The 13,551-nt window shown below is 73.4% G+C and carries 14 protein-coding genes and 1 tRNA gene; 6 read left to right on the top strand and 9 right to left on the bottom strand.

Features of this window, described 5'->3' with window-relative positions; genetic code table 11:
• The coding region (locus ACYVID_RS17680) for an ISL3 family transposase (RefSeq protein ID WP_460739328.1) at window positions 1-415 on the top strand (415 nt) is incomplete at its 5' end.
• A gap of 49 nt (window positions 416-464) precedes the next feature.
• Here the strand turns inward: ACYVID_RS17680 and def are convergent.
• On the bottom strand, window positions 465-1,073 hold the full coding sequence (def, locus tag ACYVID_RS17685; protein ID WP_460739330.1) for a peptide deformylase: 609 nt from the start codon (window positions 1,071-1,073) through the stop codon (window positions 465-467).
• A gap of 94 nt (window positions 1,074-1,167) precedes the next feature.
• On the opposite strand from def, the gene ACYVID_RS17690 reads away from it, so the two are divergent.
• The gene (locus ACYVID_RS17690; RefSeq protein WP_460739332.1) at window positions 1,168-2,541 is read left to right on the top strand and encodes an acyl-CoA dehydrogenase family protein; all 1,374 of its coding nucleotides are present in this window, start codon (window positions 1,168-1,170) and stop codon (window positions 2,539-2,541) included.
• Window positions 2,541-3,773: an acyl-CoA dehydrogenase family protein gene (locus tag ACYVID_RS17695; protein ID WP_460739335.1), complete on the top strand. Its 1,233-nt coding sequence runs from the start codon at window positions 2,541-2,543 to the stop codon at window positions 3,771-3,773. The genes ACYVID_RS17690 and ACYVID_RS17695 overlap by 1 nt, the downstream gene beginning before the upstream one ends.
• 95 nt (window positions 3,774-3,868) lie before the next feature.
• Here the strand turns inward: ACYVID_RS17695 and ACYVID_RS17700 are convergent, their stop codons facing one another.
• The 3 genes from ACYVID_RS17700 to ACYVID_RS17710 all read right to left on the bottom strand — a co-directional run bounded on the left by ACYVID_RS17700 (window position 3,869) and on the right by ACYVID_RS17710 (window position 5,206).
• Window positions 3,869-4,057, bottom strand: a complete 189-nt coding sequence (locus tag ACYVID_RS17700) for a hypothetical protein (protein WP_460739337.1) — start codon at window positions 4,055-4,057, stop codon at window positions 3,869-3,871.
• A gap of 169 nt (window positions 4,058-4,226) precedes the next feature.
• The gene (locus ACYVID_RS17705) at window positions 4,227-4,805 is read right to left on the bottom strand and encodes a hypothetical protein (protein ID WP_460739339.1); all 579 of its coding nucleotides are present in this window, start codon (window positions 4,803-4,805) and stop codon (window positions 4,227-4,229) included.
• Window positions 4,806-4,912: 107 nt separating this feature from the next.
• Entirely contained in the window at window positions 4,913-5,206 is a 294-nt protein-coding gene (locus ACYVID_RS17710; protein WP_300640894.1) for a YiaA/YiaB family inner membrane protein, read from the bottom strand.
• Window positions 5,207-5,353: 147 nt separating this feature from the next.
• Between ACYVID_RS17710 and ACYVID_RS17715 the strand changes: the two genes are divergently transcribed.
• Complete coding sequence (locus ACYVID_RS17715) at window positions 5,354-6,703, top strand: DUF2252 domain-containing protein (protein ID WP_460739341.1); 1,350 nt, start codon at window positions 5,354-5,356, stop codon at window positions 6,701-6,703.
• 15 nt (window positions 6,704-6,718) lie between these two features.
• Here ACYVID_RS17715 and galK read toward each other — a convergent pair whose 3' ends face one another.
• Entirely contained in the window at window positions 6,719-7,927 is a 1,209-nt protein-coding gene (gene galK / locus ACYVID_RS17720; RefSeq protein WP_460739343.1) for a galactokinase, read from the bottom strand.
• Between the two features lie 81 nt (window positions 7,928-8,008).
• Here galK and ACYVID_RS17725 point away from each other — a divergent pair, with 81 nt between their 5' ends.
• On the top strand, window positions 8,009-9,442 hold the full coding sequence (locus ACYVID_RS17725) for a GuaB1 family IMP dehydrogenase-related protein (protein ID WP_460739345.1): 1,434 nt from the start codon (window positions 8,009-8,011) through the stop codon (window positions 9,440-9,442).
• Between the two features lie 12 nt (window positions 9,443-9,454).
• Here ACYVID_RS17725 and ACYVID_RS17730 read toward each other — a convergent pair whose 3' ends face one another.
• The 3 genes from ACYVID_RS17730 to ACYVID_RS17740 all read right to left on the bottom strand — a co-directional run bounded on the left by ACYVID_RS17730 (window position 9,455) and on the right by ACYVID_RS17740 (window position 11,052).
• Window positions 9,455-10,033 (bottom strand): LysR family substrate-binding domain-containing protein, encoded by a 579-nt coding sequence (locus ACYVID_RS17730; protein WP_460739347.1) that lies wholly within the window; start codon window positions 10,031-10,033, stop codon window positions 9,455-9,457.
• A 31-nt stretch (window positions 10,034-10,064) separates the two neighbouring features.
• Complete coding sequence (locus tag ACYVID_RS17735; protein WP_460739349.1) at window positions 10,065-10,724, bottom strand: hypothetical protein; 660 nt, start codon at window positions 10,722-10,724, stop codon at window positions 10,065-10,067.
• A 243-nt stretch (window positions 10,725-10,967) separates the two neighbouring features.
• A tRNA-Leu gene (locus tag ACYVID_RS17740) sits at window positions 10,968-11,052 on the bottom strand.
• A gap of 125 nt (window positions 11,053-11,177) precedes the next feature.
• Here ACYVID_RS17740 and ACYVID_RS17745 point away from each other — a divergent pair.
• A complete protein-coding gene (locus ACYVID_RS17745; RefSeq protein ID WP_460739351.1) occupies window positions 11,178-12,554 on the top strand; it encodes a M20/M25/M40 family metallo-hydrolase in 1,377 nt (458 codons plus the stop codon).
• Window positions 12,555-12,564: 10 nt separating this feature from the next.
• Here the strand turns inward: ACYVID_RS17745 and ACYVID_RS17750 are convergent, their stop codons facing one another.
• The gene (locus tag ACYVID_RS17750; protein WP_460739353.1) at window positions 12,565-13,461 is read right to left on the bottom strand and encodes a TIM-barrel domain-containing protein; all 897 of its coding nucleotides are present in this window, start codon (window positions 13,459-13,461) and stop codon (window positions 12,565-12,567) included.
• Window positions 13,462-13,551 lie beyond the last annotated feature (90 nt).

The following is a 13,551-nucleotide window of genomic DNA, read 5'->3' on the forward strand; positions in this document are numbered from 1 at the left end:
CTACTCGCTGTGGAAGAACCCCGAGGACCTCACCGAACGTCAACAAGCCAAGCTCGAGTGGCTCGCGGTCAACGACACCCGCCTCTACCGCGCCTACCTCCTCAAAGAAGGCCTACGGCTGGTCTTCAAGCTGCCCGCCGATCAAGCCGGCGACGCCCTCGACGCCTGGTGCCGATCAGCCGCGGCGTCCCGGATCCCGCACATGGTCGACCTGCAACGAACCGTGCGGCGGCAACGCACCCCGATCCTGGCCGCGATCACCCACGGGCTGTCCAACGGACGCACCGAGTCACTCAACACCAAGATCCGGCTCCGCACCCGCATGGCCTTCGGCTTCAAAGACCCCGACGCCCTCATCGCGCTGCTCATGCTCACCCTCGGCGGACACCGACCCACACTCCCAGGCCGAACATGACCCACACATCAGTCACAAGAGCCCGAGTCACCGTTGAACCAGCGCCGAGTCAGCGGTCGGACGCGGGCCAGTCGAGGGGGTAGTCCTCGGCGACGCGGTCGTGCTCCTTGGTGAGCTTCTTGCGCGCCTTGGTGGGGAGCCGGTCACCGAAGACGGTGCCGCGGGTGTGGTCGGTCTCGTGCTGGAGGCAGCGGGCCAACAGGCCGTCGCCGGCGAAGGAGACCGGCTCGCCGTCCAGGCCCTGGCCGGTGACCGAGGCCCGGTCGGGCCGCGCCAGCTCCACGAAGGCGCCGGGGAAGGACAGGCAGCCCTCGTCGGAGTCGTCGAGGTTGCGGTCCTTGCCCTCGGGCAGGGTCAGCTCCGGGTTGCACACGACGCCGACGGTGCGCTCGCCGCTCTCGTCGGGGCAGTCGAAGACGAAGACCGCCTTGTCGACGCCGATCTGGCAGGCGGCCAGGCCGACCCCGTCGGCGGCGTACATCGTGGCGACCATGTCGGCGACCAGCGAGCGCAGCTCCTCGTCGAAGGCGGTCACCGGCTCCTGGGCACGGTGCATGACCGGGGTGCCCCAACGGGTGATCGGCCGCACGGTGCCACCGGTGGGGAGCGGGCCGTACGGAGCGTGCTCGGGCGGCGGGATCGGGGTGGTCTCGGCCATGCGAGGACCCTAGTCACCGCTCGCCGCACCCCTGTGACCCGCTCCACGAGACGACCTGTAGCGCAATGTGTAACTCACAGTTACATTTCTCGGCATGGACATCGGCAAGAGCCTCATGACGCGCCTGTCGCCCGGCGGCAGGCACGGGCTGGCGAGCGCGGAGCAGCGGGACCCCATCGGGTACGCCGTCGCCGCGCTGAACAAGCTGGCCCAGAGCGACCTCCTCGACCGCGTCGGCCTGCGCAAGCAGGCCGAGCAGGTCGTCTTCACGACCACCCGCGAGGGCTTCCGCACGGTCACGGCCGCGAGCCGGACCTTCGCCAAGGCCAGCGGCAAGGGGCCGGGCACCCGCGCCCCGGCGGCCAAGCGCACCGGCGTCTTCGACCTCACCCCGACCGAGGACGAGCAGATGCTCGTCGACGCGGTGACCGAGTACGCCGAGGAGGTCGTCCGTCCCGCGGCGGCCGAGGCCGACGAGGCCTGCTCGACGCCCGACACCGTGCTCAAGGCCGGCCTCGAGCTCGGTCTGCCGATCCTGGGCGTGCCCGAGACCCTCGGCGGCATCTCCGAGGAGCGCTCGGCGATGGCCGGCACGCTCGTCGCCGAGGCGCTCTCGCAGGGTGACATGGGCATCGCGCTCGCCTCCCTCGGCCCCGGCTCGGTCGCGACCGCGCTCGGCCTGTGGGGTACCGAGGCGCAGCAGCAGACCTACCTGCCCGCCTTCACCGGCGACGAGGCCCCGGCAGCGGCCCTGGCCCTGCAGGAGAAGACGGTCCTCTTCGACGTCCTGAAGCCGTCCACCACCGCCCGCAGGACCTCAGAGGGCTACGTCCTCGACGGCGCCAAGGCCAGTGTCGTGCGCGGCGCCGAGGCCGAGCTCTTCGTCGTCGGTGCCAGCCTCGAGGGCACCCCCGTGCTCTTCCTCGTCGAGTCCTCGACCCCCGGGCTGACGGTAGAGGCCGATCCCTCCATGGGCATCCGCGCCGTCTCGCTCGCGACCCTGCGCCTCGAGGGCGTCACCGTCCCGGCCGACGCGGTCCTGGGCGGGACCGACGGGTCGACGTACGCCGAGTGCGTGCGGCTCTCCCGCCTCGCCTGGTGCGCGCTCGCCGTCGGCACCGGCCAGGCCGTGCTCGACTACGTCACGCCCTACGTCAAGACCCGCGAGGCGTTCGGCGAGCCGATCGCCCACCGCCAGTCGGTGGCGTTCATGGTCGCCAACATCGCGATCGAGCTGCAGGCCATGCGCCTGCTGACCTACAAGGCCGCCGGCCGCGCGGCCGAGGGCAAGGACTTCAGCCGCGAGGTCGCCCTGGCCCGCAAGCTGTGCGCCGAGAAGGGGATGGCGATCGGCAACGACGGCGTCCAGCTCCTCGGTGGGCACGGATTCGTCAAGGAGCACCCGGTCGAGCGGTGGTACCGCGACCTGCGTGCCGTCGGGATCATGGAAGGTGCGGTGCTGGTCTGATGGTCATCTCGCTCGACGACCCCAAGAAGCTCAAGCCGCTGGCCTCGCAGGCCCACCAGGTCGCGATGAACATGCTGCGGCCGATCTCGCGCAAGTACGACCGCGCCGAGCACGCCTACCCCACCGAGCTGGACATGCTCGCCGCGATGATCGACGGGCTCTCGGAGTCCGGCGCCTCCGAGGGCGCTGGCGCCGCCGGCGTGCGCCGCGACGAGACTCCGTCGACAGGGGGGTCGCCCAAGGAGACGGGCACGAAGAACGGCGCCAACCTCGCCTCGGTGATGTCGATCCAGGAGATGTGCTGGGGCGACGTGGGCCTGCTGCTCTCGATGCCGCGCCAGGGCCTGGGCAACTCCGCCATCGCCTCCGTGGCCGACGAGGAGCAGCTGCAGCGCTTCGACGGCGTGTGGGCCGGCATGGCGATCACCGAGCCGGGTGTCGGCTCGGACTCGGCCAACATCAAGACCACTGCGGTCCTCGACGGCGACGAGTACGTCATCAACGGCGAGAAGATCTACGTCACCTCCGGCGACCGGGCCGACCACATCGTCGTGTGGGCGACCCTGGACCGCGAGCTGGGCCGCGCGGCGATCAAGTCGTTCGTGGTGCCGAAGGGCACGCCCGGGATGCGGGTGGAGCGGCTCGAGCACAAGCTCGGCATCCGCGCCTCCGACACCGCGGCGATCATCTTCGAGGACTGCCGCGTGCCGAAGGAGAACCTCCTCGGCTCCCCGGAGATCGACACCAAGCAGGGCTTCGCCGGCGCCATGGCCACCTTCGACAACACCCGCCCACTGGTGGCGGCGATGGCCGTCGGGTGCGCGAAGGCCTCCCTCGACCTCACCCGCGACCTGCTCGCGCAGGCCGGCGTCGAGATCGACTACGACCGGCCCGCCCACCTGCAGTCCGCCGCCGCGGCGAAGTTCCTGCAGATGGAGGCCGACTGGGAGGGCGCCCGGCTGCTGATGATGCAGGCGGCGTGGATGGCCGACAACCGCGAGCCCAACAGCCTCGAGGCCTCGATGGCCAAGGCGAAGGCCGGGCGCGTCGGTTCCGACATCACGCTCTCGTGCGTCGAGCTCTGCGGGTCCGTGGGCTACTCCGAGGGTGAGCTGCTCGAGAAGTGGTCCCGGGACTCCAAGATCCTCGACATCTTCGAGGGGACCCAGCAGATCCAGCAGCTCATCGTGGCCCGCCGGATCCTCGGGCTCTCCAGCGCCGAGCTGCGCTGACCGGGACGCCTGCCCGGCGCCGACCGGGCGGCAACGACACGACAGGGCCCCACCGCCGCAGCGGTGGGGCCCTTCGTCGTACGCCGGGGGCGCGGTCAGCGCGGTCCGGGACCGCTCCCGGTGCGAGCCGTGCCGGAGCCCGTGCCCGGCGGGTCGGGCCGGATGGCGCGTCGGACCACGAGGGTCATCGTCGTCGTCAGCGCGAGCCCGGTGCGCACGCCCGCGAGCGCGACCTCCTGGGCGGTGGACGTCACCTGGCGGGCTGTGGACCTGAGCGACCTCACGCGCGGGCTCCTCGGTGTCTCGTCGTGGTGGCGGCGGGGTGGACGCCCCGAGTCTGCCCTCCCGCACCCAGGCCGCCGGTGCGCGCCTGGCAGGTGGGACGTCCCGCACACGCCGCAGGGGCCGCCCACCGACTCCGGTGGACGGCCCCTGCAGGGACGTGCTGTGGTGCTACTCGGCCGCGGAGCGGAGCTGCTCTGACTCCGCGCGGACCTGGGCCGCGACGCCCGGGTCGAGCAACGGCTCGGCCTCGGCCAGGCCGGTCGCACCGCCGTCGCCCGGGCGGACGTCGGGGCCCTCGGGCTCCTGCGGGGCCGCCGAGGCGGGCGTCGGGTCGGACTTCAGCGGGACCTGGCTCGCCTTCTTCTTGGGCGGGGCAGGCTTGGGGGAGGGCTTCGTGCCCGCCTTCCCAGCAGCGGCCTTCCGTGCCGTGGCGGGCGCCGTGGTGGCAGCCCTCGCCGAGGGAGCCTTCTTCGCCGGCTTCTTCCCGGCCGGCTTCTTCGCAGCCGCTGCCTCCGCCTGCTGCTTCACGAGCGCCACCGCCGGGTCCGGGGGCGTGGGCACCCGGACCGGTTCGGGTGCCTGCTGCTGCTCGGGGCCGCGGCCGCTGCCCTCGTCGCCGCGGCTCAGCAGGTGCAGCACGCCGTGGACGGCGGTCGAGGCCACCCCCACCCCGGTGCGGACGGTGGCGCTCGCCAGCCCGGTGGCGGTCGAGGTCAAGCGGCGTACGGCGGTCAGCGGTCCGGTCACGACGGCTCCTTCTGCTCGGTGGTCGATCACTGCTCACGGTGCCCAGGTCCCGGGGATCCACCCCACCCGGGCGCCACATGTGGTGAGCGCCACTGCCGTGGTGACGGTCAGGAGACCGCGCGGAAGGGGTCGTGCTCGGCGAGGATCCGCTCGACCCGGGCCTGGTCCAGGCGGTTCGCGACCGAGCTGAGCTCCTGCTGGTCCCGCACGCACTTGGCCAGGGTGAAGGCCGAGGTCGTGAGGTAGAGGGTGCCGAGGCCGAGGAAGGCGCGGACCCACGGGTCGACCGGCAGCCACAGGACGGCCACCACCATCGAGAGCAGCGCGGCCCCGAAGGAGATCCAGGCCTGGGCGTGGAAGGCGGCGGTGGTGCGGGACTGGGGCGTGGTGTCGTTCGTCATGGCAGCAGCCTGGCCGCGACCGTGGGGGGCGCGGCTGCGCCGGCGTACCCGATCGCGGTGAGTACGTGGGCTCAACCGCGGCCCGGGACCGAGGCGTGACCTGACCGGGTGAGAGAGCCGGCGCCCGAGGGGGACAGGCTCCCAGGCATGGCGAGGACGAACCGGCAGGGGCAGGACGCGGAGCGCACCGCACGGATCGTGGAGGTGCTCGGTGACGCCTTCGCGCCGCTGGTGCGCGCTGACCCGGCGGCCTTCCGCGGGAAGTACCGCAAGATGGCGGCCGACCCGCACGCCTTCTACCGCGGCACCGCGTGCCTGTTCTACGCCGACGTCGCGTCCGACGGCGCCGGCGACGAGGACTCGGGGGCCGCCTGGGTCGACGACAGGTCCGGCCGCATCTGGATCCACGGGGACCTGCACGTGGAGAACTTCGGCACCTACCTCGACGGCGACGGCCGACTGGTCTTCGACGTCAACGACTTCGACGAGGCCTACCTCGGGCGGTGGACGTGGGACCTGCAGCGCTTCGCCGCCTCCCTCGCGCTCGTCGGGTGGCAGAAGGCGCTGCCGCAGGAGGACGTCGACGCGCTGGTCGCCGACTACTGCCGCGCCTACCTCGACCAGGTCGATGCCTACGTGCAGAGCGAGACCGACGACTACGCGCTCTACCTCCACAACACCGACGGGCCGATCCACGAGGTGCTGGTCGCCGCACGGCAGCGCCGCCGCGCCGACCTGCTGGACTCCGAGACGACCCGGCACGCGGGGGAGCGGGTCTTCCTCGACGACCCCACCGTGCGCCGGCTCGGCGTCGAGGAGCAGAGCCGCGTCGTCGAGGCCTACCGGCGCTACCTGGACACCATCCCGGCGGACAAGCGTCGCGGCGAGCTGTTCTACGAGCTGCGCGACGTGGTCGGCAAGAGCGGCTTCGGCATCGGCAGCGCCGGCCTGCCGGCGTACAGCCTGCTCGTCGAGGGCCACAGCCAGGCGCTGGACAACGACGTGGTGCTGTCGATGAAGCAGGCCAACGTGCCGGCGGTGAGCCGCTTCGTCGACACCGCCGACGTCGACTCCTACTTCGACCACGAGGGGCACCGCACGGTCGTCAGCCAGCGCGCGCTGCAGGCCCACACCGACCCGCTGCTGGGCTGGACCGACATCGACGGCACGGGGTACGTCGTCTCGGAGGTCTCTCCCTACGAGCTGGACCTGTCGTGGGCGGATCTCACCGAGCCCGACGAGATCCGCCAGGTCGTGCGGCTGCTGGGCCGCGCGACCGCGAAGGTGCACTGCGCCTCGGACTCCGACAGCGACCAGGACCTCGTCGACTTCCAGGTCGAGGAGGCAGTCGCCGCCTCGGTGGGCGATCGGCGTGACGAGCTCGTCGACTGGGTCGTGGACTTCGGCAAGCGGTACGCCGAGCGGGTCCGCGCCGACCACGCGCTCTTCGTGGAGGCCTTCCGCTCCGGTCGGATCGGGGTGGCCGCGACCGGCTGACCGGTGGAACCCGCGTCAGACCGGCGACCAGGAGGCACCGTCGGACGCCTCGACGACCAGGTGCCGGGGCGCAGCCAGTCCCTCCCGCTCGAAGGCCTCGTCCACGGCCGCGGCGACCTGTCCCAGCGACCGCTCCTCGACCAGGGCCACGGTCGAGCCCCCGAAGCCCCCGCCGGTCATCCGGGCACCGAGCGCCCCCGCGCCGGTCGCCGCCGCGACCGCCAGGTCGAGCTCGGGGCAGGAGACCTCCATGTCGTCCCGCAGCGAGGCGTGGGAGTCGGCGAGCAGCCGGCCCAGCTCGCGTCGGTCGTCGCGCTCGAGCGCCGTGACGAAGGCCGCCACCCGCGCCGTCTCCGACACCACGTGCCGCGCGCGGCGCCGCGGCCGCCCCTCGGGCAGTGCCGCCACGGCGTCGGGCGCCGCCTCCCGCAGGGTGGGTACGCCGAGGAGCCGCGCCGCCTCCTCGCAGTCGGCCCGCCGCGCGGCGTACCCGACCGGCTCGGCGTCCGGCCCGCCGTCGGCGAGGGCGTGCGCGACCCCGGTGTCGGTGACCAGCAGGGCCAGCCCGCGCTCGTGCAGCGGGAGGGGGACCAGCCGGCGGGCCGCGGCCGCCCCGGTGGCGAAGTCGAGGTGCACCGCGTGGCCGGCGCGGCCGTGGACGGCGACCGCCTGGTCCATCCCGCCCGTCGGCGCCCCGACGACCTCCTGCTCGGCGGCGACCGCGGCGGTCACCAGCAGGTCCGCGTCGGCGCCGGCGACCGGTCGGCCGAGCACCCCGAGCACGGCCGCACCGACGGCGCACTCCAGCGCCGCCGAGCTGGACAGCCCGGCGCCGAGGGGGACGGTGGAGTCGACGACGAGGTCCAGGCCGGGGACCGGGACGCCCGCGCGGGCGAGGGTCCACAGCACGCCGACGGCGTACCCCGCCCACGTCGGGGACAGGCCCGGGCCGCACGCCGCGACGGACGGGAGCTCGACCGCTCGGTCCGTGTCGCTCTGGAGGCTGCGCACCCGGACCCGGCCGTCCCTCCGCTCCGAGGCCGCCGCCCAGGTCGCGTGCGGCAGGGCCACGGGCAGGACCGCGCCGCCGTTGTAGTCGGTGTGCTCCCCGATGAGGTTGACCCGGCCGGGCGCGCGGGCGAGGACCTGCGCCGGTGCGCCGGTCATCGCCTCCAGCGCGGCGCGGGCGGTCGGTCCACGGTCGAGCGCTGCGAGGAAGCCCACGCGCGCAGCCTAGGAGCGTGAGCGGCGGCGCGTCCGCCCACGGACCCGGTCGGCACGTCCGTGACGCGTAGGCTCGGGCCGGTGCGCTTCCTCCACGACACCGTGCCGCCCCACGACCTGACCTACGACGACGTGTTCATGGTCCCGCGACATTCCTCGGTGGCCAGCCGCCACGACGTGGACCTGTCGACCACCGACGGCACCGGGGCCACCATCCCCGTGGTCGTGGCCAACATGACCGCCGTCGCCGGCAAGCGCATGGCCGAGACCGTCGCCCGGCGCGGAGGTCTGGCAGTGGTGCCGCAGGACGTGCCGGAGCACGTGGTGCGGCAGGTCGTCGACCACGTCAAGACCCGCCACCTCGTCCTCGACACCCCCATCGAGCTCCAGCCCCAGCAGACCGTCGGCGAGGCGCTCGCACTCATCCCCAAGCGGGCGCACCGGGCGGCCGTCGTGGTGCAGGACGGCCGCCCCGTCGGCGTGGTCGGCGAGCACGACTGCGCGGAGGTGGACCGATTCGCCCCCGTCGAGCGGGTCATGCGTACCCCCAGCGTGGTCATCGGTGCCGACACCGACCCGCGCGACGCCTTCGACGCCATCGACCGCGCCCGGGCCGCGCTCGCGGTCGCGGTCGACGGGTCCGGACGACTGGTCGGCGTGCTCACGCGCAGCGGTGCGCTGCGCGCCACGCTCTACACCCCGGCCGTCGACGACCGCGGCGCGCTGCGGGTCGCCGCAGCCGTCGGGGTCAACGGCGACGTGGCCGCCAAGGCCACCGCCCTGCTCGGGGCCGGCGTCGACTGCCTGGTCGTCGACACCGCCCACGGCCACCAGGACCGGATGCTCGAGGCTCTGGCTGCCGTGCGCGCGCTCGACCCCGGGGTGCCGGTCGCGGCCGGCAACGTGGTCTCGGCCGAGGGCACCCGGGCGCTCGTCGAGGCCGGGGCCGACATCGTCAAGGTGGGCGTCGGTCCGGGCGCGATGTGCACGACCCGGATGATGACCGGGGTCGGCAGGCCCCAGCTCTCGGCCGTGCTGGAGTGCGCGGCCGCCGCCCGCGAGCTCGGCGCCCACGTGTGGGCCGACGGGGGAGTGCGGCACCCTCGCGACGTCGCGCTCGCCCTGGCGGCCGGTGCGTCCAACGTCATGGTCGGCTCGTGGTTCGCCGGCACCCACGAGTCGCCCGGCGACCTGGTCGAGGACGGCGACCGGGCCTACAAGGTCTCCTTCGGGATGGCCTCCGCGCGTGCGGTCGCGCACCGGACGTCCGGCGAGTCGGCGTACGACCGGGCCCGCAAGGGGCTCTACGAGGAGGGCATCTCCACCTCGCGGATGTACCTGGACCCCGCGCGACCCGGCGTCGAGGACCTGCTCGACCAGATCTGCTCCGGTGTCCGCTCCGCGTGCACCTACGCCGGTGCCTCGACGCTGGCCGAGCTGCACGAGCGCGCCGTGGTCGGCTTCCAGTCGGCCGCGGGGTACGCCGAGGGGCGCCCGCTCAGCACCTCCTGGTGACCAGCCGGGCGATCAGCGGCGCGAGCTGTTGGCGGTCCGGCCGCGCACGACCCCGATGAAGGACTGCACCCGCTCGTCGTCGTGGTCGGTGCGCCACACCAGGCCGACCGACGTCGTCGGGAGGTCGGTGACCGGCCGGTGGGTGACGTCCTTGCGGTGGTGCAGCCGGGCGATCGACATGGGCACGACCAGCACCCCGGTGCCCGCGGCGACCGTCTCCACGGCGTCCTTGGTGCTCATCGGCGGCCAGTCCAGCTGCTCGGCGCGCGGGGTCCAGCCCGAGCGCTCGGGGTGCACCAGCTGCTCGTCGGCGAGGTCCTCGGTGGTCAGCTCCTCCACCACGGAGGCCGGGTGCTCGACCGACACGACCGCGACCGGCACCTCCTCGTAGAGCGGGATGCAGTGCAGGCCGTCGCGGTCGACGGGGAGCCGCGCCAGGACCATGTCGAGGGAGCCCTCGCGCACGCCCTGCTCCTGCACCTCCTCCTCGACGGGCACCAGCTCGATCGGCCCGCTGCGCTCACGGAAGGTCCGGGCCCACTTGTCGGGGGTCGCGCCGGTCACGAAGCCGAGACGGAAGGGGGTGGCCACCCTCCGAGCCTAGGCCCTGGGGGAGGCGGGTTCAGTCGCCGGCAGGCTCCTCGACCGGGTCCCCGACCGGGTCCTCGGCGCGGGCGGGCTCGGCGTCCGCGCACAGCCCGCACGAGCCGGGCTCCTCGAGGCCCTGCTCGACCCGCCAGGAGTGCAGGAAGCGCAGGGCACCGCGGCCCTGGTCGTAGGCGCGGGTGCCGTCGCCCAGCGGTCGCGAGGTCGCCACGACCCACAGGTAGACCAGCAGCATTTCCAGGGCCTCGCCTGCCCGGGTCGGGTGGCCGGCGAAGACGAAGCGGGTGGTGGCGACGGCGCACTCGTCGACCTGCACCAGGTCGCGGGGAGGGCGGAGGTCGCTCAGGCACCAGCCGCAGGCGACGTCGCGGCCCTGCCGGGCCCGGTGGCCGTGCAGGAAGGACGCCGCCTGGCCGGCGGTCGGGAAGACCCGAAGGCCGGCGGGGAGGCCCGCCTGGGCCCCGGTGCCGCCCAGGATCCAGTGGTAGACCACCGCGGTGTCCTCGATGTCGTGCCAGCCGACCTGGTGGTCGGCCATCACGAACGCCGTGGTCGCGGCGGCGGCCAGGTCGACCTCCGGGGCCGGGCCGAGCAGCGGCGTACCGTCCGGCGCTGCAGCGCCACCCAGGCGCACCACGGACGGACGCGCCGGCAGCGGGGACGGCTGCGACGTCATCGTCGGGCGGTCCGGGGCTGCTCGGTCATGGCGGGGGGACCCTCCGGTGGGACTGGGACCCTCCGCATCGGCCGAGCCGGCACGGACCTGAGGGGTCCCGCGCGAACGGGCGCGCAAGACCGGTCCGGGCAGGGTCGAAGCGGCGCGATACGGACGACGTGGACGCTGTGATCGCGGTCTCCGGCCTGGTGAAGCAGGAGGGCCCCTGCCTGCTCGTCGCAGGTCAGGGGCCCTCCTGATGTGTGTCCGAGGGGGGACTTGAACCCCCACGCCCTATACGGGCACTAGCACCTCAAGCTAGCGCGTCTGCCTATTCCGCCACCCGGACGAGTGCGTTGGAACAGTAGCAAAACAGCACCCCGACCACCGCATCGGCACCCCTGCGCGGGTCGTTGCGCGCTCCCACCCCTGCGCTCGTGGGCGCGCGGGCGGTCGGGTGCGATGCTGGGGCCCATGTCGACGCCCCTCTCGGACGACCCCGGCAGCACCACCGGCAGCACCACCGGCGGCCCCGCCGACACCACCGCGCGCGGCTACGACCCCGCGTCAGAGGTGGTCGACCTGTGCCGTGACCTGATCCGGATCGACACCTCCAACTACGGCGAGGAGGAGGGCCCGGGGGAGCGGAAGGCGGCCGAGCACGTCGCCGCGCTCCTGGACGAGGTCGGGATCGAGTGCACCGTGGTGGAGAAGCTCCACGGCCGCACCAGCCTCGTCGCCCGCTGGGGGGACGAGAGCAGTGGCAGGGACGCCCTGCTGCTGCACGGCCACCTCGACGTCGTGCCCGCGGCCAAGGAGGACTGGCAGGTCGACCCGTTTTCGGGCGAGGTCCGCGACGGCTACGTGTGGGGCCGGGGCGCGGTCGACATGAAGGACTTCGACGCGATGCTGCTCAGCGTCGTGCGCGCCCGGGCCCGTGCCGGCCGGGTCCCGGACCGCCCGGTCGTGCTCTGCTTCACCGCCGACGAGGAGGCCGGCGGCCACCACGGCGCCCAGGTCATCGTCGAGGACCACCCGGAGCTGCTCGAAGGCTGCACCGAGGCCGTGGGCGAGGTCGGAGGCTTCTCGACCACGGTCCGGGGCCGCCGGGTCTACCTCGTCGAGGCGGCCGAGAAGGGCATGGCGTGGATGAAGCTCACCGCGCGCGGCCGCGCCGGGCACGGCTCGATGATCAACACCGACAACGCCGTCTCGCGGCTGACCGCCGCGGTCGCGCGGATCGGCGCCCACCAGTGGCCCGTGCGGCTCACGCCCACGATGGAGGTCCTGCTCGCCACCGTGGCCGACCTGGCCGGCACCGAGGCCACCCCCGAGAACGCCCCGGCCCTCATCGAGGAGTTCGGGGGAGCCGCACGGATGCTCGGGGCGGTCATCTCCAACACCACGAACCCGACCATGCTCCAGGCGGGCTACAAGGTGAACGTCATCCCCACCGAGGCCACGGCCCACGTCGACGGGCGCTTCCTGCCGGGCTTCGAGGACGAGTTCTTCGCCACGCTCGCCGAGCTGACCGGCGAGGGGATCGACATCGAGTACCTCTCTCACCAGCAGCCCTGGGAGACGCCGTACGACGGCGACCTGGTCGCCGCGATGCACCGCTCGATCCTCGCGGAGGACCCGGACGGCATCGTGGCGCCGTACCTCATGTCCGGCGGCACGGATGCCAAGCACTTCCGCAGGCTCGGGATGCGCTCGTACGGCTTCGCGCCGCTGCGGCTGCCGGCCGACCTCGACTTCACCGCCCTCTTCCACGGGGTCGACGAGCGGGTGCCGGTCGACGCCCTGGAGTTCGGGGCCCGGGTCTTCGACCGGTTCCTGGACCAGGTCTAGGTCAGCGCCCTCAGGGGATCGGGACGCGGACGAAGAGCGGGATGTCCGCCAGCGTCGTCGGCACCTCGATCGTCCTGCTCCCCACGAGCACCTCTCCGCTCGGCCGCAGCCGGCCCGCCCGGGAGACGGTCGCCCGCTGCCAGCGTCCCTTCGGCAGCACCACCTCGCGCGACGTCGCACCCGGCTCGAGCACCGGCGCCACCAGCAGGTCGCGCCCGAGCAGCCACTGGTCCTCGACCGAGCGGACGAGCGGGTCGTCGTCGACCGCGACGAGCGGCAGGACCGGCCCGAGTCCGTGACCGTCGGCGGCGCGGCGCGTCAACCGGTCCACGAGCGGCACGAGGTGCTGCTTGAGCCGCGCGTAGCGTCGCCAGGCATCGAGGTACTCGCCCTGCAGCTCGTGCGGGTGGAGCTGGCCGTTCTGCGTGGAGTTGTGCACTCGCATCACGGGCGTGAGCGCCGCGAGCTGCCCCCACCGCACGAGCAGCTCCGGCGTGGTCCGCGGGGCGACGAAGTCGAAGTAGCCGCCCACGTCGGTGGTGAACGTCGGAAAACCGCCCAGCACCAGGTTCAGCATGGTCGGCACGACGCTGGGCAGACCGCTGCCCTCGGCCCAGTCGGTCGTCTCGTCACCGGGGAACACCGCGCCGGTGCTGTGCTGGACGCCATCGAAGCCCGAGCGCACGTAGAGGAACGGCTCGAAGCCGGGGTTGCGGGCGGCGTACCGCTCACCGGCCGTGCGCGCCGCAGCGTGCAGCAGCACGGGATAGCGGTTGTGCATGCTCTGGGGAGGAGTGCCGTCGGCGAAGACCATGCCCTCGGTGACGAACTCCCCGAAGTCGTGCATCCATCCCTCGAAGCCCAGCCGCATGTCGGCGGCCGCGAGAAACTGCCCGGAGACGGCCACGAAGCTGCCCGCTGGCGGTCATGAGAACTGCCCACTGACGGCCATGGGATCTGCCCGACACGACGTCGTCTGCCTTGCCGCGGTCCGCGG

The organism is Nocardioides ginkgobilobae, assembly GCF_054781275.1.

Excerpts from the sequence above, each read along its gene's own strand:
- def (WP_460739330.1), bottom strand. The coding sequence starts at position 1,073 with ATGGCCGAGACCACCCCGATCCCGCCGCCCGAGCACGCTCCGTACGGC.
- ACYVID_RS17690 (WP_460739332.1), top strand. The coding sequence starts at position 1,168 with ATGGACATCGGCAAGAGCCTCATGACGCGCCTGTCGCCCGGCGGCAGG.
- ACYVID_RS17695 (WP_460739335.1), top strand. The coding sequence starts at position 2,541 with ATGGTCATCTCGCTCGACGACCCCAAGAAGCTCAAGCCGCTGGCCTCG.
- ACYVID_RS17710 (WP_300640894.1), bottom strand. The coding sequence starts at position 5,206 with ATGACGAACGACACCACGCCCCAGTCCCGCACCACCGCCGCCTTCCAC.
- ACYVID_RS17715 (WP_460739341.1), top strand. The coding sequence starts at position 5,354 with ATGGCGAGGACGAACCGGCAGGGGCAGGACGCGGAGCGCACCGCACGG.
- ACYVID_RS17735 (WP_460739349.1), bottom strand. The coding sequence starts at position 10,724 with ATGACGTCGCAGCCGTCCCCGCTGCCGGCGCGTCCGTCCGTGGTGCGC.
- ACYVID_RS17745 (WP_460739351.1), top strand. The coding sequence starts at position 11,178 with ATGTCGACGCCCCTCTCGGACGACCCCGGCAGCACCACCGGCAGCACC.